This window comes from Stenotrophomonas sp. GD03877 (genome assembly GCF_029840555.1).
Classification (GTDB): domain Bacteria; phylum Pseudomonadota; class Gammaproteobacteria; order Xanthomonadales; family Xanthomonadaceae; genus Stenotrophomonas; species Stenotrophomonas geniculata.
This window is the reverse complement of the sequence record NZ_JAOCCT010000014.1, coordinates 1-18966: the sequence shown is the minus strand read 5'-3', so window position 1 is coordinate 18966 and position 18966 is coordinate 1. Positions and strand designations below refer to the sequence as shown.

Genomic DNA, 18966 nt, shown 5'->3' with positions numbered 1-18966 from the left:
GACGCGCAATGACATCACTGACGCTGGCCGACGTGGCCGCCGCAAACAACAACGGCGGTCACCTGTCCGAACCGACCGATGGTTATGGACAGGCTCCCGCCGTTGGAAGCAACGATACGCCCCGACATGCTCCGTACATGCCGCGACCGGATGTCGCAGCCCGCGAATGGGTGCAGGACGTGCTCGCGCACAACGGGCCGATCTACCTGCGCATCGTCAATTCGCTGGAACGCACGGTGCGCCGTGGCGGCCTCGCACCCGGACAGCGCCTGCCCTCGCAGCGCGCGTTGGCGCAGCAGCTCGGCGTCGACCTGACCACGGTCACCCGCGCCTTCGATGAAGCACGCAAGCGCGGCCTGATCGAAGCGCGCGGGCCACAAGGCAGTTTCATCGCACCGCCCAAGGCCGGCTTCGACCAGGTGGTGGACCTGAGCATGAACGTGCCGCCGGTGCCTGATGCCGACGCGCTGGCGGAGACGCTGCGCCGTGGTGCCGCCGCCGTGCTTGCGCGCAGCAACGCACCGAACCTGATGACCTATCACCTGGGGGGTGGCAACCCCACTGATCGCCATGCCGCGGCGCGCTGGCTGCAGCCGATGCTGGGCGTCGTGGCTGACAACTGCCTGCTGCTGACCGAAGGCGCACAGGTGGCGCTGGCCGCGATCCTGGTCAGCCAGGGCCGCGATGGCGATACGATCCTCTGCGATGCGCTGGTCTACCCGGGCCTGCTGCAGGCCGCCGCCGCACTGGGTCGGCGGCTGCTGCCGGTGGACGGCGACGAACACGGCATGTGTCCTGAAGCGCTGCTGCGGCAGGCACGCGAAAGCGGCGCGCGCCTGGTCTATCTCAATCCCACCTGCCAGAACCCGACCGCGCTGACCCTGCCGCTGCAGCGGCGCGAGGCGCTGGCGCGTGTACTGGAGAGCGAAGGCCTGCTGGCGATCGAGGATGATCCGTACTGGCACCTTGCCGAAGATGCACCTACACCGCTGGCGGCACTGGCACCGCGTCATGTGTTCTACGTGGCGACGCTGTCCAAGGTGATCAGCCCCGGCCTGCGCACCGCGTTCGTGCGCTGCCCGAGCGCGGCGCATGCCGAGGCGATGACGGCGGCGTTGCGGGCGACGCGACTGATGGGGCATCCGCTGGTCTCGGCGTTGGCCAGCCAACTGCTGCTGGATGGTTCGGCCCAGTCGCTGCTGGCCCAGGTGCGCACCGAGGCACGCGAGCGCACGCGCATGGCGCGCTACCTGCTGGCACCGTCGCTGCTGCAGCGCGCGGAAGGCCTGCATGCGTGGTGCCGGATACCGGCGCCGTGGACCGACGCCACGCTGGTGCGTACCGCACAGCTACAGGGGCTGGCGATTGCGCCGTCATCGGCGTTCTGCCCGCCGGGGGTCTCGCACCAGTACGGCGTGCGGTTGTCGCTGGGGCTGGCCGCGGACCGACGGCAGCTGGAAAGTGCGCTGCGGCGGATTGACCGGTTGTTGTTGTCGGATGCGTTGCCGGCGATCGAGCGGTAGCCCCCCACCCGATCGGTAGTGCCGGCCGCTGGCCGGCGGAAGATTCCTCAGCACGGTTGGAATGTGCCAACCAAGGTTGGCAGCCACCAGATCGGACGTAGATCGTGGAATGGGATGTGCCGACCAACGGTCGGCACCCACCAGGCTGGAGGAGGATCGGTAGTGCCGGCCGCTGGCCGGCGGAAGATTCCCCGGCACGGTTGGAATGTGCCAACCAAGGTTGGCACCTACCAAAGCAGGGTCAGGCCAGGGCGGAGAGCGCCTGCACCAGCGCATCCATCTGCTGCGGCCGGGTGAACACCGACGGCGTCACCCGCACGCAGGCGCCGGAGTCCAACCCGTCGCGATGCGTGGTGAACACGCGATGCTCGTCCAGCAGGCGCTTCTGCAGCGCCATGTTGTCTGCCACGCTGGTGCGCCCACGCAAACGGAAGCTGGCCAATGCGCTGGCCAGCGCCGGATCCGGCGAAGACAGCACTTCGATATGCGCCATCTGCCGTGCCGGCAGCGTCCAGCGCTCGCGCAGGTAGCGCAGGCGCGCCTGCTTGTTGGCCACGCCGATGCGCTGGTGCAGCGCGATCGCTTCCGGCAGTGCCAGGTAGGCGGCGAAGTTGACCGTGCCGGTGTGTACGCGGCTGCCCACGCGGCCGTCGTCGGTCTCGCCCATGTACGGGTCGAGGTCCGCAACGCGGCACCTGCGCACATACATCGCGCCGACGCCGACCGGCGCGCCGATCCATTTGTGCAGATTGATGCCCACGAAGTCTGCCTTCAGCTGTGGCACCGCGTAGTCGATCTGGCCAAACCCATGCGCAGCATCGACGATCACATCGATACCGCGTGCGCGCGCACGCTCGGCAATCTCGGCCACCGGCAGCACCAGCCCGTGGCGATGGCTGACCTGGGTCAGCAGCACCAGTTTCAGGCGTGGCAGCCGCGCGAACGCGGCCTCGTAGGCCTGCAGGATCTGCGCGTGGTCGGGCACCGCCGGCAGCCCGATGCGCTCGACTTGCACGCCACGGCGCTGCTGCAGCCAGCGCATCGCGCCGATCATGCTGTCGTAGTCGATGTCGGCATACAGCACCTGGTCGCCGGGCTGCAGGCGGTTGTAGCCGCCAATCAACGCCAGCATCGCCTCGGTGGCACCCCGAGTCAGTGCGATCTCATCCGCACCCACACCCAGCAGTTCGGCTACCTGCCGCTGCACCGCCATGTACTGCGCCGGGAACTCACGACGACCGTACCAGGCGTTGCCACGGTTCACTTCAGCGGTGTGGCGCTGGTAGCTGGCCAGCGTCTCGCGGCCCATCGCGCCCCAGTAGCCGTTCTCCAGGTGGTTCACTTCATCGGTGATGTCGAAGTGGCTGGCCACGGCGGCCCAGTAGCCTTCATCGCGGGCCAGCACGTCCGGCGCCGCGGTCGTTGCGGGAATCTGCATGGGCGCAGCGTAACGCGCGGACGCCTTGGCCGGCAGTGAAGACAGGGCGGCTGCGGCGGGCAGCAGGGTGCCGGCACGCAACAGGGAGCGGCGGGCCGGGTCCATCAGAAGCTCAACCGGTACTGTGCGTACAGGTTGGCACCGTCGGTGTCATATGGTGCATTACGCGAGTAGATCAGGCCGCGGCTGGCCTGGAACACGGCCTCATCCGGGTAGCGATCCAGTACGTTGTCGGCGCCGACGCGAAGGCTGTGGTGTTCGTTGATGCGATAGCCCACCGCGAGGTCGAGGAAGCTCATCGCACCGAAGCGCTGGTAGATGTCGCCCACCGCATTGCCGCTGGAATCAGTCCAGGCACCGTAGTAGCGCATGCGCGCCATCAGCGACCAGGCGCCGATGTCCCAGCTGCCGGTCAGGCTGCCCTTGTGCTCGGGTAGGCGGTCTTCGAACAGCACGCGCTGGGTCTCGTTGGTGGCCACCGAGGTGCTGCCGTTGTCCACGCGGGTGCGGTTGTAGTTGTAGGCCAGGGTCAACGTCATGCGGCCGGCGCCGAGATCGCGCAGGTAGTTGCCGACGACGTCCACGCCGGTGGTGGTGGTGTCGAAGTCGTTGGTGAAGTAGTTCACCGAGGTATAGCCCAGCGGGTTGGGCGTACCGGCTGGAATGGCGAAGCTGGCCGACTGGCTGAAGCGGTCGGTGAGCTTGATCTGGTAGACGTCCACCGACCCGGACAGGCCGAGGTCGGTGCGCCAGGTCAGGCCCAGCGAGGCGGTGCGCGATTCTTCGGGCTTCAACGGCTTGGCCCCAAGCAGCTGCGCCAGTGGATCGTTCGGCGACAGGCGGCCACTGGTGAAGATCTGCAGGGTGCGCGTGTCCAGGCCCTGGGTGGTACTGGTGGTGTTGAGCTGCGCCGGCGTCGGCGCACGGAAGCCGGTGGACACGGTACCGCGCAGGGCTACGTCCGGCGTGATCGCGAAGCGCGCCGACAGCTTTCCGTCCAGCGTGCTGCCGAAGCTGGAGAAGTCCTCGTAGCGGCTGGCCGCACCGATGCTCCAGCGCTCGCCCAGCGGCACTTCCATATCCACATAGGCCGCCTTGCTACGCTGGCTCCACTGCCCGGCCTGGCTGGCCGAGAAGCCCGGTGCGCCATTGGAGTTGGCCTCCAGGCCTGCGGCCGCGCCCGGGCCCACCGCGTACGAGGCCGGATCACCGGCGCGCACCTGGTAGGTCTCCTGGCGGAACTCGCCACCGAAGGCGACGTTGATCGGCTTGGACAGCGCGCCCACGTCCCACTCGTAGTTGAAGTCGGCGTTGGCGTTCTTCTCGGTCTGGGTCAGGCGGCCGAGGTCGAACGCGGTCGGGCTGGCCGGACCCAGCGAAGCATTGATCGAGTTCTTCAGGCTGTAGTCGATGGCATTGCGGCCGTACGAGGCGCTGACATCCCAGCGCAGCTTGGGCGTGATCTCACCGCGCAGGCCGCCGACCAGCTGCAGATCGTTCTGGACGTTGCCGTACTGCGGGCTGAAGCCCACCGGGTACAGCGAACGCAGGTTCCAGCCCGGGAAAATGGCGGTGGTGCGGTAGGCGCCGGTGGTGGTGTCCGGGTTGCGCCAGTTGAAATCGCTGACGCCATCGCTGTGGCTGTAAAGGCCGAACGCATACAGCTCCAGCGTCTCGCTGGCGTTGGCCTTGACGTTGAAGCCGACGCGGCGGCTCTCCAGTTCCGGTTGGCCCCAGCGCTGCACCGGGTTTGGCACATCCAGCTCCGGATGCGCAGCCTGGAAAGCAATGGCATCGGGGCGCTGGCGGGTGCGCGAGGTGGCATCGGAGTTGGACGATTCGGCGAACAGCACCAGGCTGCCATAGTCGCCCAGCGACCAGCCGGTGCGCGCACTGAAGTCGCGCGAGGCACCGTCGCCCTGCGCGTACTGCGAATAGCCGGCGGTGATCTCGGTGCCCGGACCATCTTCGAGGATGATGTTGATGACACCGGCGATGGCGTCCGAGCCGTACTGCGCAGACGCACCATCACGCAGTACCTCGATGCGCTTGATTGCACTGGTCGGAATCTGCGCCAGGTCGGCGGCCTGCGCGCCACGGTTGCCGAGCAGCGCGCTGCGGTGGAAGCGACGACCGTTGACCAGCACCAGGGTCTGGTCCGGCGACAGGCCACGCAGGGTGGCCGGACGCACGAACACCTGCCCGTCGGCCATCGGCAGGCGCTGCACCACGAACGACGGCACCAGCTGCGCCAGCACGTCCTTCAGGTCGGTGGATTCAACGGACCTGATGTCTTCCTTGGTGAACACGTCTACCGGCGCCAGCGTTTCGAACTGGGTGCGGTTGGACGCGCGGGTGCCGGTGACCAGCATCGCATCGAGCTGGGTGGGCACGGCACGGCTACCGCCTGCGGCGTCGATCGCATCGGCCTCCGCTGCGATCGCGCCTCCTGCGCTGGCCATGGAAAGGGCAAGGAGGATGGAGCGCGAAAGCTTCGAACGATGCACAGCAGGACTCCGGGAGGACGCGACGGGGCCAGCACCTGTGCGGACACAACAGGCCTGGACAAGGCGCGCAGTCTCGGCCCGATGTGTGAAGGAGGCATGACGTCAGTACGACAGCTTGATGCCGCACAGGCGCAAGAACTGCTAAGCGCCGCGCCTGCCGATCCGCTACTGTGCCGGCATTGGATTCGGGGAAAGGCAGATGAGCGCGGCGGGCAAGGCGTTGTGGTACATCGAAACCCATGCGGACCGGCCATTGGCACTGGCCGATATCGCCGCTGCGGCGGGACTGTCACCCTTCCATCTTTCACGCCTGTTCCAGGCCCGCACCGGTACCTCGGTGGTGCGCTACCTGCGGGGACGGCGCCTGACCGCGGCCGCGCAACGATTGGCCAACGGTGCGGGCGACATCCTGCAGGTCGCGCTGGGGGCCGGCTATACCACCCATGCCGCGTTCACCCGCGCCTTCAGTGAACAGTTCGGGCAGACGCCGGAGCGCGTACGCGAACAGGGCACCGATGGGCTGACGCTGGTGCAGGCGATTCGCGTGGATGATGCGCCGGCGCCCTGCGGTGAAGCGCCGCGGCTGCTCGACACGCCCGCTTTCCAGGTGGTGGGCATCGGCATGCGGCATACCCGCGACAGTGGCGGCGCTATTCCCGGCCAATGGGCGCAGCTCAACCGCGAATGGCCGACGCCCGCACCGATCAGCTTCGGTGTGTGCTGCAACAGCGACAACGATGGCGGCTTCGATTACATCGCCGCACTGCCGGCAAGCGTGGTGCCGAGCGCGCCTGCGCACTGGCAAAGTGTGCACATTCTGCCGCGTCGCTATCTGGTGGCCTGGCACGGCGCGCACATCTCGGCCATCCGCTCGACCTGGTTCTGGCTGCTGGATCATTATCTTCCTGCGTCCAACCTCAGCCTTGCCGATGCACCGGATCTGGAATGCTACGACGCCCGATTCGATGAGCACACCGGCAACGGCGGCGTGGAGATCTGGCTGCCAGTCGACGAACGTCCCAACTGACAAGGAACTGAAGATGCGCATGACGGTTGCTGTGCTGGGAATGATCCTCATGGTCTTCACTGTCGTGGCCGATGCCAGCGAGACGCAGGCAGCCGGCGAGCGCCACGGCGCCACCACGGTGGCCAGCGCGGCTGTACGCGATGCGCAGCACCACGACGCGCTGCGCTACACGGTCTGGTATCCAGCGCTGGCCGGCAGCCGGGAAACCGCCCTGACCATCGGCCCGCCCGACGCGCCGCTGTTCGACGTCGGACGTGCCGCGATGGAGGCTCCCGTCGCAGGTGATCGCCTGCCAACGCTGCTGCTCTCGCATGGCAACGGCGGCAGTGCGCGCATGATGGGCTGGCTGGGCACCGCGCTGGCGCGGGCCGGGTATCTGGTGATCGCGGTCGATCATCCAGGCAACAACGGCATTGACACGATGACCCTGCCCGGCAGCATCCTGAGCTGGTTGCGTGCGGATGACCTGCGCGCCGCCCTGGCGGCCGTGCGGGCCGATCCAGTGCTGGGCCCGCACGTCGATCCTGAACGCCTGGGTGTTGCCGGGTTCTCGGCCGGTGGCTACACGGCGCTGCTGGCAGCCGGTGCACGACCGGACCTGCAGCGACTGCTGGCCTTCTGCACCGCACATCCGGATGACGGCGTCTGCCGGCCTCAACAGGAGGCCGCAACGCACTCAATGGAAGCGCGCGTTGCCGCTGCGGCCTCTCCAGCACTGGCGCCCTGGATCTCCCAGGCCAACGACGCGCGCGCGATTCCCGGCGTGCGGGCGGCATTCCTGCTGGCTCCGGCGATCATCCAGGCCTTCGCGCCCGAGCAGCTGTCCTCGTTGCGGCTGCCCGTGTCGATCGTGCTGGGTGAGGCTGACACGGTTGCGCCGCCACAGACCAATGGCGCGGCCGCCGGGGCCCTGATTCCGGGCGCGGAACTGCAGCGCTTGGCCGATGTGGGCCACTATGATTTCCTGGCCGCGTGCACCGCGACCGGGCAGCAGCGGCTGCAGGACCTGTGCACTACGTCGGTGCCAAAGACACAGACCCACGCGCAGGCAGTGGATGCAGCGATACGGTTCTTTGACCATTCACTGCGCTAGTGGCCGCCGAGCATGGCCTGGCGCTACAGTGGACGCGTCCACGGAGAACCGATCATGCGCCTGCTGCACCTCACTCTGCCGGTATCTGACGTGGGTGCCGTGGCCAGCTACTTCCACGATGTGCTGCAGCAGCGCGTGGTCGGCAATCATGTGCACATCGGCTGGAGCACGATCGAACTGCAGCCCGCTGAAGGACGTCCGCTCGGTGGTGTGCACCTGGCGTTCAACGTGCCGGACAACCGCTTCGGCGAGGCGATGACCTGGTTGCGCGAACGCACGCCACTGCAGCGCAATCCGGCGGGACTGGACTACTTCGCGCTGGAGAGCAGCTGGCAGTCGCAGTCGGTGTACTTCACCGGCCCCGATGGCTTGATCCTGGAACTGATCGGCCGCCGCCGCTTGCCGGCCAGTGCGCATCAGGGCGCCTTCCACGGCAGCGAACTGACCTGCCTGAGCGAAGTCGGCCTGCCCAGTCATGATGTCGATGCGGTGCGCGAGCAGTCCAGCCTGCGGTTCGGCCTGCAACCGATCAGCCCGCCTTCGCCGCAGTTCGCGCCGATGGGCGACGACGAGGGCCTGCTGATCGTGGTCGCTGCGGACCGACGCTGGTTCCCCGAGCAGAAGGACCTGCCCAATGCACAGGGCCTGCTGCTGCAGGTCGGCGACGTGGCCGGCCCGGGCGTTGTGGAGGACGCTGCACTCGGCTGGCGGGTACAGGCGATCTGAGCTACCAGCTGCCGGACGCGCCGCCTCCGCCGCTGCGGCCACCGCCTCCGGACCAGCTGCTGGAGCTGCTCGACGACGAACTGCTGGATGACGAACTGGACGCGCTGCGTTCACGGCGTGACGAAACCCGGCCACGTGCGCGCTCGCCCGGCAACATGGTGAACAACCCTACGAAGTACAGCAGCACGCCACACACACCTGACACAATCATCGCCAGCAGCCGTGGATCGTCACCTTCGGCACGATGGATCGCCAGCAACGCGCCCGCGGCATAACCGAGGGTCAACAGCACCAGCACCGTCATGCGCACGACGAAGCTGCTGCGATTCTTCTTCCAGCGTGTGCGACAGGCCTGCACCAGCAGGAACACCATCAGGGTGACAACGCCCGCGGCCGCCTGCAGCAGCAGATGCCGGGCCAGGCTCGGTGGCAGCTGGCCACGAAGCAGCGCCTGCACCAGCAAGACCGCGCTGAGTGCCAGCATGCCGCACAGGACGATGCGCACCCCGCGGCTGCGACGCCAGCACCAGCCGAGCAGGGCCGCCACCGGCACGCCCAGCGCCATCACGAAGCACAGGCCCGGCAGCAGGTGGCGTGGCAGCAGCAACGCCACGGACAGCGCGCCTGCGGCAACCACCCCTGTCACCAGCATCGGACGCCCCCAGGCCGGCAAGGTCGGCCAGCTCGGCCTCGGTGCCGACGCATTGGCGGCCAGTGCCTTGCGCCGCCGCTCCCGACGGCTGCCGCTGAAATCGTCCTCGGTCTTCGCAGGCGGGAATGGCGGCGGCGAGCGCCACAGCCCGGCCAGGAAGCCGGCCAGCAGGGTCAACGCCACCACCGAGTCTGCGCGGCGCCAGTCCGCAGGCAGCACATTGCTGGCCGACGGCGCTTCCCATGCAGGCAGGTCCTCGCCTTCGATCAGCGCCACCATGATCGTCGTGCCATCAAGCACGCCCTGGTCGAAATCGCCTTCACGGAAGCGCGGCACGATCGCGTTGTCGATGATGCGAGCGGCGTACGCGTCCGGTAGCGCACCTTCCAGGCCATAGCCGGTCTGGATGCGTACGCGGCGGTCCTGCACCGCCACCAGCAACAGCACACCGTCGTCGATACCGGCGCGGCCCAGCTGCCATTGATCAAACACCCGCTGGGCGTAGGCCTCGATGCCCTCGTTGCCCACGCTGGGTACCACCATCACCTGCAGCTGCGCACCTTTCTGCACCTGCAGCTGCATCGCCTGCCTGCGCAGGGTGGCGCGGGTTTCGGCGGACAGCGCGTTGGCAGTGTCCACCACGGGATCGTCCAGCGCCGGGACCGGGATTGCCGCCAGCGCCGCCATCGGCAGCAGGCACAGCAGCAACAACAGCCACCTCATGGCTGCAGTCCGCTGTCCTGCGCGCAGCATGCTCACGTACCCTGCCCTGCCTCGATCCGCGCATGCAGCGCCTGCAGCTGTGCCACCGCCTGGTTGAACACCTGCAGATCGGCATCCACCAGGGCCGCCCAGTCTGGCGCGTGCCCCAGCAGTTGCGCCACCTGCTCGTCCGGCGCGCGATCGAAGCCTTCGCCAAGCACGGCAAGATAACGCTCACGGAACCCGTCGGGGTCGCGCTGGTCCTGCACATACAGCTGCACGGCCAGCAGCCCCGCATACAGGTAGTTCACCAGATAGTTCGGGTCTTCATACATCAGGCGCTTGCCGATCCAGGTGTTGCGCAGCTGCGGGTAGCGCTCCGGTTGCTGGCCGAAGCGCGCCAGCACCTGCCCGGTCAGCGCGTCCAGATCATCGGCGGTGCCCAGCGTACCGGCGGCAACGCCCTGGTAGATCGACTGCTCCAGCTGCGCTTCCTCGGAGGAGGTGAACAGCTGCAGCACCATGTCGTCCAGCAGCGATTTCAGGTAATAGGCCTTGGCACGCGGGTCCTGTGCCTGCTGGTACAGCTGGTCGCGGAAGCGCAGCTCGTTGTAGATCGCGAACGCCTCGGTCAGCCACTGGCTGCCATTGCGCTGCAGCGGCGACGCATGACCGCGCTGCATCCACTCGCCATGCACGGCATGACCCGCTTCATGCGCGATTTCGACATCGCTTTCCAGATCGCCACGGCGCACGCCAACGAACAGCATTGCCGGCACACCGGGAGCGCTCACCGAGAACGCGTCCTGGCTGCGGTCACCGCGTTCGGTGGCCAGGTCCATGCGCTGGTTGGCTGGATCGAGCAGCGCGCGCAGTTCGGCGACGTACGCTGGCCCCAGATGCTGCATGGCATCGGCGGCGTTGTCGCGCAGCTGCGCCAGCGTCAGCACTGGTGGCGTGTAGCCGGCATCGGGCACGGTGGTATCCCAGATCTGCGGCGCGTCGATGCCCGATCGCGCAGCGTGGCGTAGCAGCATGTCCTGGTAGGCGCGGCGGTCCCCCGCGTGCTGCTCGATCGCCACCAGCGTTGCATTCACTACGGCGGTATCCAGACCCATGCGCTGGTAGCCGTGTGCCGGCGCCGAGCCATCGCCCTGCAGGCGTGCGGCCGCGTCATTCACCTGCACCAGCCCCAGCAGCACCGAAGCCATCGGCTCACGGCGCGAGTGCAGCCCCTGCCAGTAGCCCTTCCAGCCGGCCTCGCGCAGCGCGCGGTCGGGCTGCTGGGCCAGCGCCTGCTTGTCGCGCCCCGTGTCCCAGTGCCGGCCGTCGTGCTCGATCTGCGGATACTCGGCGCTGCGCAGGATCTGCCCGCGCAGGCGCGCGAAGCTGTCCAGCGCCGGATCGGCCAGTGCCTCCACGGCCTCATCCAGCGCGGCGTTGGCCGGGGTGGCAGCCTCCTTCAGCGCGCGTGCGCGCAGGAAGCCATACGGTGCTGCCCACGCTGCATCTGCGGGTGCCTCGCGCAGTGCGGCGCGACCACTGCGAGCGATGCGGCTGCACAGCCCCGCTGCCTGCTCCATCGCCTGTGCCGGGCGAAGATCGCGTGCGTTGCGGGCGGACTGCAGGTGCAGGTAGCCGAGATGACGCAGGCACTGCGCTTCCAGTACCTCGGCCTGCTGGAAGCGTTCCGCCGGTGCAAGGGTGGACGCCTGCTGCAGGGCCTCGACGCGCTTGCCCAGCGAGTCGCGCGCGGTCTGTTCGGACGCGGCGCTGGCGAAGTAGGTGCGGTCATCGGCATGCACCGACTGTGCCTGGGCGCCGCTGAAGTGGGCTATCGCCAATACGGCGACGACGGCGGCGGTGGTGGTGCGCTTCCTGAAAGCCTGCATCGGCGTCTCCCTGCCTGGACCAGGGATCGAGCCTAGCAGCCACTGGCCCGCCACGCCTGTGCCGGATCAGGCTTCAGATCGACTCGTCCTCACGCTTGACCAGTGTCCAGCAAGGCGCCTGCGCGAAGGTATAGGTCTGCTGGTCGCTGCTGTCCGGCGTACGGATCTGCACCTGCCGTTGCCCATCGGCCAGGGGGATGACCTGCATTTCGCGGCCCTGCCCGGCCAACGCGGCAGGATCGGGCATTACCGGCCACTCGACATCGGCCAGCGCCACCCGGCTTTCCACCTTGCGCGGTTCCGGCTCGGCCTCCGCATCGATGTAGCTGTCCAGCAGCGGATCGGCCGTGGCCTTTTCCTGCAGCGTGATCTCGTTGCCGAAATGCTTCAGGAACGTATCGAATTCCGGGTAGGGGCATTCACTGGCTGCAGCCACAGGTGTGGGCTCGGTGGCGCTGGTCGCCGGCGCCGCTGCGGCAGTCACGGCTTCGGCCGCTGTCTGTGGTGGCTGCGGCGCTGGCGTGCAGGCAACCAGCACCGCGCCGCAGGCAAGCACCAGCAGTGCAGGAGAAGGGTATCGACGCATGGGCTCATCCTGAATCCGGTCCGGTCGCTCCATGCTACCGCGCACCCTACAATTCCGGCATTCCGCCTGTCCGAGAGTCCTCATGCATCGCCTCCTGCTCCTGATCGGCCTGCTGCTGCCCGCCCTGTGGCCGGGCGTGGCGTTGGCCGTCGATGTCCACGAAGGCGACCTGCTGTTCGTCACCGCCGGCCGCAGCGGCCTGAGCGCGGCCATCGACGATGCCACCGGCACGCAGGGCGCACCCAGCTTCGATCACGTCGCCCTGGTCGCCTCGGCGCCGAAAGGCTGGGATGTGCTGCACGCCGACGAGAAGGGGTCGCGCCGGCAGTCACTGATCGAATTCCGCCAGGAGGCGCGCGCCAAGCAGCGGCAGATCGTGGTCTATCGCCTGCGCGCGCCGCAGCAGGCGGCCATCAAGGATGCGGTGGCCACCGCGCGCACGATGCTGGGCAAGCCCTACAACACGTCGTATGTGTTGAACGAGGACAGCTATTACTGCTCGGACTTCATCGAGCGTGCGTTCCGTGCGCACCACGTGTTCGCGTTGCAGCCGATGAACTTCCGCAACCCGCAGACCGGGCAGATCGCCCAGCACTGGGTCGATCTTTACCGCGGCATGGGCATGGACGTGCCGCAGGATCAGCCGGGCACCAATCCGAACGACATGTCGGCGGCGCCGGTGCTGCAGCGTATAGGCGTGCTGGAATAAGCAAAGCCCCGCACGGGGCGGGGCTTCGCCGGTCACGTTGCACGCGCAACGCGATCATTCTTCTTCGTCGTGGCCGCCCTGCTGCTGGTTCTGGTTGCGCTTCTGCTGTTCCTGCTGCTGTTGCTGCTGCTGGTCGCGGCCACGGCCCTGCTGCTGATCCTGCTGGTTCTGCTGGCCCTGCTGCTTCTGGTTCGGGTTCTGGTTCTGCTGTGCCATGTCCGATCTCCAAAGCCACTCGCGGAATGCGGTGGACGTGGCCATCGTCTGCAGCGAATGGTTAATCACGCGTGGGTGGGCGGCTACATCTGTGTGTACGCCTGTGAATGAACGCGCAGAAGCCCTTGTGGCACAAGCGGCTGAAGGATTCATGCGGGTTCGGCATGTGCTCATGCCGACATCGGCGTTGCACGCATTCATGGCGCTCGCAGCCGGAAACACGCGCTGAACGAGGCTGGCTTCCCGGCTCACGCAGGGAAGCCAACGCTGCATTCAGGGCATCACCGGCGGCACGTACGCCAGGGTCATCCCCAGCAGCCACAACAGGCCCAGCACCAGCGGAATGTACACCAGCAGCTGGATGAAGGTGAAGCCGACGATGTCGCGTGCCTTCAGCCCCAGCACGCCCAGCAGCGGCAGCATCCAGAATGGATTGATCAGGTTCGGCAGCGCTTCGGCCGCGTTGTAGACCTGCACCGCCCAGCCCAGGTGCGCCTTCAGTTCGTTGGCGGCCTGCATCACGTACGGCGCCTCGATGATCCACTTGCCACCACCGGAGGGCACGAAGAAGCCCAGCACGGCCGAATAGACGCCCATCACCAGCGCGAAGGTATCGGTGCTGGCCACGTGCACGAACAGGCTCGACAGGCGGTGCGCCAGCGTCTGCCCATCGCCGCCGGCAGCGTGGGTGAGGATCATCGCGATGCCGCCGTACAGCGGGAACTGGATCAGCACGCCGGTGGTGCTGGGCACCGCCTTGGCCACCGCGTTGAGGAAGCTGCGCGGGCGCCAGTGCAGCAGCAGGCCCAGCGAAATGAACATGAAGTTGTAGGTGTTGAGGTTGGCGATGGCGGTGACCACCGGCTTGTTGGCGAATTCGTTGAACAGCCAACCGAACGCCAGCAACGAGAGCAGCACGGTCAGCAGCGGGCTGTATTCCAGCCACTCGCCCGGGCGCGTGCGTCGCTGCAGCGGCTCCGGCTCGGCCTGGGCGGCGCCGGGGAAGTCTTCAGCGGTGCGGGCACTGCCGGCGGCCGGTGCGGTCAGCCAGGCGATCAGCAGCGAAACCAGAATCAGCACTGAGGTCAGCGCGATCGACTGCCACAGGAAGATGGTTTCGGTGAACGGCAGTACGCCGGTGATCTCGACCAGCCCCGGCGGCATGCTGGCCGGGTTGGCCTGCAGCTGTGCAGCCGACGAACTCAGCCCCATCGCCCACACCGCGCCCAGCCCCAGGTAGGCCGAAGCACCGGCCGCGCGGTAGTCCATGCGCAGCTCGGTACGGCGTGCCAGCGCACGCACCAGCAGGCCGCCGAACACCAGCGAGAAGCCCCAGCTGAGCAGCGAGGCCAGCATGCTGACCAGGCCCACGTACACCACCGCGCCACGACCGGTGCGCGGCACCCGGGCCAGGAAGTCGATGAAGCGCGCGACCACCGGCGCCGTCGCCACGGCATAGCCACCGATGACCACGAAGGCCATCTGCATGGTGAAGGGAATCAGGCTCCAGAAGCCGTCGCCGAAGGCGCTGGCGGTGGCCTGCGGGGTCGAGCCGAAGCCCATCGCCGCCAGCGCGACGATGACCACGCCCAGCACCGCGAACACGTACGCATCGGGGAACCACTTTTCCGCCCAGGCGGCCGAGCGCAACGCTGCGCGTGCCATCCAGCCGTCCTGTACTGCTGCCGTCGAGGCCATCGCCTACCCTCCCAGGTTCGATGGCCCGATTCTGGGCGGTGGGGTGCGGGCTGTCTGCCACCTATTGGTCGTAGGTGGCGGAAGGCCCGGCGCTACGCACCGCCGCCCGAGCATGGGCTCGGGCGCTACTGATATCCGGTTTCGGGGTTGCCACCTGTAGAGCCGAGCCCACGCTCGGCTGCGCGTCTCAGCGCAGCGCCAGATCCACGGCAATGCCGGCAAACAGCGCGGCACCCACCCAGTTGTTGTGCAGGAACGCCTTGAAGCAGGGGCCGCGCTCGCGGTTGCGGCAGATCCAGAATTCGTAGACCACCAGCACCGTGGCCGCAGCCACGCCGGCCAGGTAGTAGCCACCCAGCCCGCCACGCACGCCGACCAGCGCCATGGTGGCCAGGAACAGCGCGTACAGCACGCCCTGGATGACCAGATCCAGGTCGCCAAACAGGATCGCGGTGGAGTGCGAGCCCATCTTCAGGTCGTCTTCGCGGTCGACCATGGCGTACCAGGTGTCGTAAGCGGTGGACCACAGGATGTTGCCGGCATACAGCAGCCAACCCAGCATCGGCACTTCGCCCTGCACGGCGGCGAACGCCATCGGGATGCCCCAGCCGAACGACATGCCCAGGTAGACCTGTGGGAGATGGGTGTAGCGCTTCAGGTAGGGGTAGCTGGCGGCCAGGAACACGCCGATGAAGCTCAGGCCGATGGTCAGCCCGTTCATCGTCAGCACCAGGCCGAACGCAACCAGCATCAGCACCGCAAACAGCGCCAGCGCGGCACGGCCACTGATCGCACCGGTGGCCAGCGGGCGCGCCTTGGTGCGCTCTACATGCGGGTCGAGCCAGCGGTCGGCGTAGTCGTTGATGACGCAGCCGGCCGAGCGGGTCAGCCACACACCGGCGGTGAACACGAACAGGGTCCACAGTGGCGGCAGGCCGCCTGCGGCCAGCCACAGCGCCCACCAGGTGGGCCACAGCAGCAGCAGCGTGCCGATCGGGCGATCAGCGCGCATCAGACTCCAGTAATGCCGCCAACGCGGCGTCGCCGGCGACTGCGGCGAAGTGAGGGGGGTATCAGCCATGGCGATAGGATACTCCTGCCCCTCCGGCAGGGCTTTGCCCATGGGGGGAGATTTGTTCGGCGAAACTGGATAGAATGCCCGTCCCGCATCGCCTCATGGCGCTGCGACGCCCGCCCCGGCACTGGCCGACGGCGCGGCGGTTCTACAACGCGCCCGTAGCTCAGCCGGATAGAGTAGTGGCTTCCGAAGCCATTGGTCGGGGGTTCGAATCCCTCCGGGCGCGCCATCTTCCCCTGTGTTGCCTGCACGCTGCCAGCCCGCGGTGGACGTTGCCGGTGCCTGGAACTGCGCGGTCCGCCGCATCACCAGCTAATTGCACTTGCCCGTCAATCCGGCTCCGGAACGAAGGGCAACGAGCGATGCTCGCAGCCCTGAAGATCGCGCACGACGATCGACAGCGTCTGCCCTTCGCGCACCGCACCGGCCATGAGGCCCCTCGCCTTGATACAGAAAGTTGCCCACCTTGTCGGGTGCCACTACCAGGCGAGCATCGGACGGTTCGACTTCTTCCAGGACCGCATTGAAGAGACGCCAGCCCCTCTCATCCGCACCCCGAATCTCTGTCGTTGCCGCGCGCGCGTGCAGGAGACGGTCCACACTTGCGAGAGGCAACTGTAGCTGCCGTGCTTCTTCGAGCTGATCTGAAACCGGCCGAGCGTCATATCCTTCACAACGGCAGTACCGAGGTACGTGATCGGGGCGTGCGGAGAACGTACAGCACCTGCCGAGTGCGATGCGCACGCGGCCAAGCCTGCGGTCAGGAAGGGAGTGATCAGCAGGATCATGGACTGGCACTCGGGGTATCACTGCCCTGTGCAGGCGCTGCAGCCACGTTCTTACTCGAAACACCCGGCCTGCGCGCATAGCTGCGATTGGGATCCAGCGTGGCACGGACGATCTGGCTTCGCGCGTGCCTGATCGCGCCGGGCAGCCAGCACAGCACCAGCACCACCACACAGATCATTCCCAGCCGCGCCCATTCACCCGCGACACTGGCCCCGATCAGCGGCAATGCCGACACCAGGATGATGACCTGTGTGTACAGAAGATAGAGCGAGTACGTGCCCAACCGCGGATCTGAACGAAGCTCGACGCGACACCCTCGGCAGGACATCTTCGCTTGACGCTTTCGAGCAAATCGCAGCGGAAAGCGCTGCCCGCTAGTGCCACAAACTGGGCAGATGGAGGTCATCAGGCGCATCGGTAGAACCTCTTTTCAGAAAATTCCATCAGCAGGTTCCATCTGCGGCGTCGAACCTACGCACCACATCATCAAACCTCGGGTCCTGGCACATCATTTCCAGTGGTGTCCGATCTAGCTCATTTCCTGCGTGTGGGTCTGCATCGCACCAGAGGAGTTAGGCCGCTGCCGCGACGCTGCCATGTGCCACCGCGCTTGCCAGCGGCACAAGCTCCTTCTCTTTGGCCAATGCTACAAGCCGCTCAACCACTGCAATCCATGCCCCCGTCCGCAAGCACACCAACAGAGCACTCGCAAATGAAATTCCCACTTTCCTATTCCCACCTCAGACCCACTCACATAAGAATCTTCAAAGCGCCCCTGAGCACCCTCCGAAGACTTTGGCAGGCCTCTTATTCAGGCTCACAGCAACCACTCGATGCACTTGCTCCCCACAACTTCCCATTACCCCGTACAAGATGAGAATCCCATTGTCATTTATGTAGCCGACAAAACTCCCGCCTCCTACACCCGAGGCAGCTCTGACGAGATAAACAGCCTCCCCCTCTGCCGGCACTAACCCATTCAACTGTAGTGGCGCGAATTTCTCAGCAGCATCCGATGCTTGGATGATGCTCAAGTTCTGATCGAGCATCCACTGAGCAATCAACTTTTCGCTCTGCGGATTCAAGGTGGCCAAGCGGTCACTTCGAAGTATCGTCGAGTTCCCAGGAATGATCTCATCTGATGAAACATCCACCCAATCTGAGTTCCATTCAGTGTGTTTGATCTGGCTAGTACCACAGCCTCCCAGCAATGGAAGAAGCAGCGCAGCCACGCGTAGACTCACCATCATTTGCACCTCAACCGCTTCTTGATAGCGTCCCGAACCCTATCGTCTGGAACGCCAAGATGCTCTGCCATAATGTTTCCCTCCCACCCCGGAACGGGCTTGGTAGAACGAGATGGCGCCTGCGACACCACATCGTACATATCAAAACGACCATCGTACTTGAATTTCATCAAATGCCCTGCTTCGTGCGCAGCCGTCCACTCAGTGTTTCCTGCATACCATTTACCGACACTGCCTCCGGTTACGGTCGACACCCCCTTCCCCAGCGGAACCTCAACACGGTTTAACCGACCTTTCTCCGGCTGGCTAACAGTCACTGTAAATCCGGGCGCAGACCAGGTCGATTCAATTGCATTTATCATTTTGCTCAAAGTCTCAGGAGTAGCTCCCTCACCACTGAAGCGAATAGGGATGTCGATATGAACTCCACCATCCACGCAAGTGCAATTGGCCAGCAATCCGAGCGGATCAGCTGCCTGCACTGGATCGGCTGATACATAGGAGAAGGTGGACACCCCCCCGTCGAATCCAATCGGATCACTCTGCAAGTACCGCCCCACCGACGGGTCGTATTCCCGCTGGTAGTTGTAGAACAACCCGCTCGCATCCGTCGCCTGCTGGCCCGGGAAGCGCAGCGCCAGTTCGAACGCCACACCATCCCCGTCCGGGTCTGCACTCGGAATCTGGTTGCCGAATACTTCGCTCTTGTTGCTCCACTCCCACATCGTGACATCCCGCACCGGATCAATCACTACACGTGGCGTACCCAGATGATCCGGCTGGACGTAGGCCAGCTCCGGCACGCCGGTACTCGGCACATTGATCAGCGCCACCGGGTAGTTGTCCAGCCAGATGGCCTGCTGCTGCGCCTGGCCAGTGGCTGAGTAGTTGCCCAGCCACTGCCCTGCTTCGTCGTACAGCGTGATCTGGGCAGTTCCACCGGTCGGGGTGCGCAGCACGCGCTGCCCACGATGGTTGTAGGCGTAGCTTTCAAGTACGGCATTGCCCTGCTTCACCGCGTTCATGCGGTTGGCATCGTTGTAGGTGAAGGTCTTGCTGCCGATGCTGGTGGTGTTGCCCACA

17 protein-coding genes and 1 tRNA gene are annotated in these 18966 nt (G+C 66.3%); 6 read left to right on the top strand and 12 right to left on the bottom strand.

The window, feature by feature from the left end; all coding sequences use genetic code 11:
* Positions 1-8: 8 nt before the first annotated feature.
* A complete protein-coding gene (locus N5D20_RS12075) occupies positions 9-1523 on the top strand; it encodes a PLP-dependent aminotransferase family protein (protein WP_180836312.1) in 1515 nt (504 codons plus the stop codon).
* A 241-nt stretch (positions 1524-1764) separates the two neighbouring features.
* On the opposite strand, the gene N5D20_RS12070 is transcribed toward N5D20_RS12075, so the two are convergent.
* Complete coding sequence (locus N5D20_RS12070; protein ID WP_197578211.1) at positions 1765-3066, bottom strand: aminotransferase class V-fold PLP-dependent enzyme; 1302 nt, start codon at positions 3064-3066, stop codon at positions 1765-1767.
* A complete protein-coding gene (locus N5D20_RS12065; RefSeq protein WP_197578210.1) occupies positions 3066-5468 on the bottom strand; it encodes a TonB-dependent receptor in 2403 nt (800 codons plus the stop codon). The genes N5D20_RS12070 and N5D20_RS12065 overlap by 1 nt, the downstream gene beginning before the upstream one ends.
* A 199-nt stretch (positions 5469-5667) precedes the next feature.
* On the opposite strand from N5D20_RS12065, the gene N5D20_RS12060 reads away from it, so the two are divergent.
* Genes N5D20_RS12060 through N5D20_RS12050 form a run of 3 tightly spaced genes read left to right on the top strand, consistent with a single transcriptional unit; the run spans position 5668 to position 8314 of the window.
* Positions 5668-6495 (top strand): helix-turn-helix domain-containing protein, encoded by an 828-nt coding sequence (locus tag N5D20_RS12060; protein ID WP_197578209.1) that lies wholly within the window; start codon positions 5668-5670, stop codon positions 6493-6495.
* 13 nt (positions 6496-6508) lie between these two features.
* A complete protein-coding gene (locus tag N5D20_RS12055; protein WP_197578208.1) occupies positions 6509-7588 on the top strand; it encodes an alpha/beta hydrolase in 1080 nt (359 codons plus the stop codon).
* A gap of 54 nt (positions 7589-7642) precedes the next feature.
* Positions 7643-8314, top strand: coding sequence for a VOC family protein (locus N5D20_RS12050; protein ID WP_197578207.1), 672 nt, complete (start codon positions 7643-7645; stop codon positions 8312-8314).
* 1 nt (position 8315) lies between these two features.
* Here the strand turns inward: N5D20_RS12050 and N5D20_RS12045 are convergent, their stop codons facing one another.
* From N5D20_RS12045 to N5D20_RS12035, 3 genes are all read right to left on the bottom strand, one after another.
* The gene (locus tag N5D20_RS12045) at positions 8316-9719 is read right to left on the bottom strand and encodes a TPM domain-containing protein (protein WP_197578206.1); all 1404 of its coding nucleotides are present in this window, start codon (positions 9717-9719) and stop codon (positions 8316-8318) included.
* Between the two features lie 2 nt (positions 9720-9721).
* Positions 9722-11560: a M3 family metallopeptidase gene (locus N5D20_RS12040; RefSeq protein ID WP_197578205.1), complete on the bottom strand. Its 1839-nt coding sequence runs from the start codon at positions 11558-11560 to the stop codon at positions 9722-9724.
* A 73-nt stretch (positions 11561-11633) separates the two neighbouring features.
* Positions 11634-12146, bottom strand: coding sequence for a hypothetical protein (locus N5D20_RS12035; RefSeq protein WP_197578204.1), 513 nt, complete (start codon positions 12144-12146; stop codon positions 11634-11636).
* Between the two features lie 82 nt (positions 12147-12228).
* Here N5D20_RS12035 and N5D20_RS12030 point away from each other — a divergent pair, with 82 nt between their 5' ends.
* The gene (locus tag N5D20_RS12030) at positions 12229-12855 is read left to right on the top strand and encodes a YiiX/YebB-like N1pC/P60 family cysteine hydrolase (protein ID WP_197578203.1); all 627 of its coding nucleotides are present in this window, start codon (positions 12229-12231) and stop codon (positions 12853-12855) included.
* Between the two features lie 54 nt (positions 12856-12909).
* Here N5D20_RS12030 and N5D20_RS12025 read toward each other — a convergent pair whose 3' ends face one another.
* The 3 genes from N5D20_RS12025 to ubiA all read right to left on the bottom strand — a co-directional run bounded on the left by N5D20_RS12025 (position 12910) and on the right by ubiA (position 15850).
* On the bottom strand, positions 12910-13071 hold the full coding sequence (locus N5D20_RS12025; protein ID WP_010482135.1) for a hypothetical protein: 162 nt from the start codon (positions 13069-13071) through the stop codon (positions 12910-12912).
* Positions 13072-13344: 273 nt separating this feature from the next.
* On the bottom strand, positions 13345-14769 hold the full coding sequence (locus tag N5D20_RS12020; RefSeq protein WP_197578201.1) for a TIGR00366 family protein: 1425 nt from the start codon (positions 14767-14769) through the stop codon (positions 13345-13347).
* Between the two features lie 187 nt (positions 14770-14956).
* On the bottom strand, positions 14957-15850 hold the full coding sequence (gene ubiA, locus N5D20_RS12015; RefSeq protein ID WP_054172712.1) for a 4-hydroxybenzoate octaprenyltransferase: 894 nt from the start codon (positions 15848-15850) through the stop codon (positions 14957-14959).
* A 149-nt stretch (positions 15851-15999) separates the two neighbouring features.
* Between ubiA and N5D20_RS12010 the strand changes: the two genes are divergently transcribed.
* Positions 16000-16076: transfer RNA gene (locus N5D20_RS12010), tRNA-Arg, on the top strand.
* A gap of 250 nt (positions 16077-16326) precedes the next feature.
* Here the strand turns inward: N5D20_RS12010 and N5D20_RS12005 are convergent.
* The 4 genes from N5D20_RS12005 to N5D20_RS11990 all read right to left on the bottom strand — a co-directional run.
* Entirely contained in the window at positions 16327-16635 is a 309-nt protein-coding gene (locus tag N5D20_RS12005; RefSeq protein WP_248854100.1) for a hypothetical protein, read from the bottom strand.
* Positions 16632-17051 (bottom strand): hypothetical protein, encoded by a 420-nt coding sequence (locus N5D20_RS12000; protein WP_197578200.1) that lies wholly within the window; start codon positions 17049-17051, stop codon positions 16632-16634. The genes N5D20_RS12005 and N5D20_RS12000 overlap by 4 nt, the downstream gene beginning before the upstream one ends.
* A 349-nt stretch (positions 17052-17400) precedes the next feature.
* Positions 17401-17868, bottom strand: a complete 468-nt coding sequence (locus tag N5D20_RS11995; RefSeq protein WP_279914398.1) for a hypothetical protein — start codon at positions 17866-17868, stop codon at positions 17401-17403.
* 14 nt (positions 17869-17882) lie between these two features.
* Positions 17883-18966 (bottom strand): RHS repeat-associated core domain-containing protein (locus N5D20_RS11990; RefSeq protein ID WP_279914397.1); only part of this gene is annotated, 1084 nt, incomplete at its 5' end.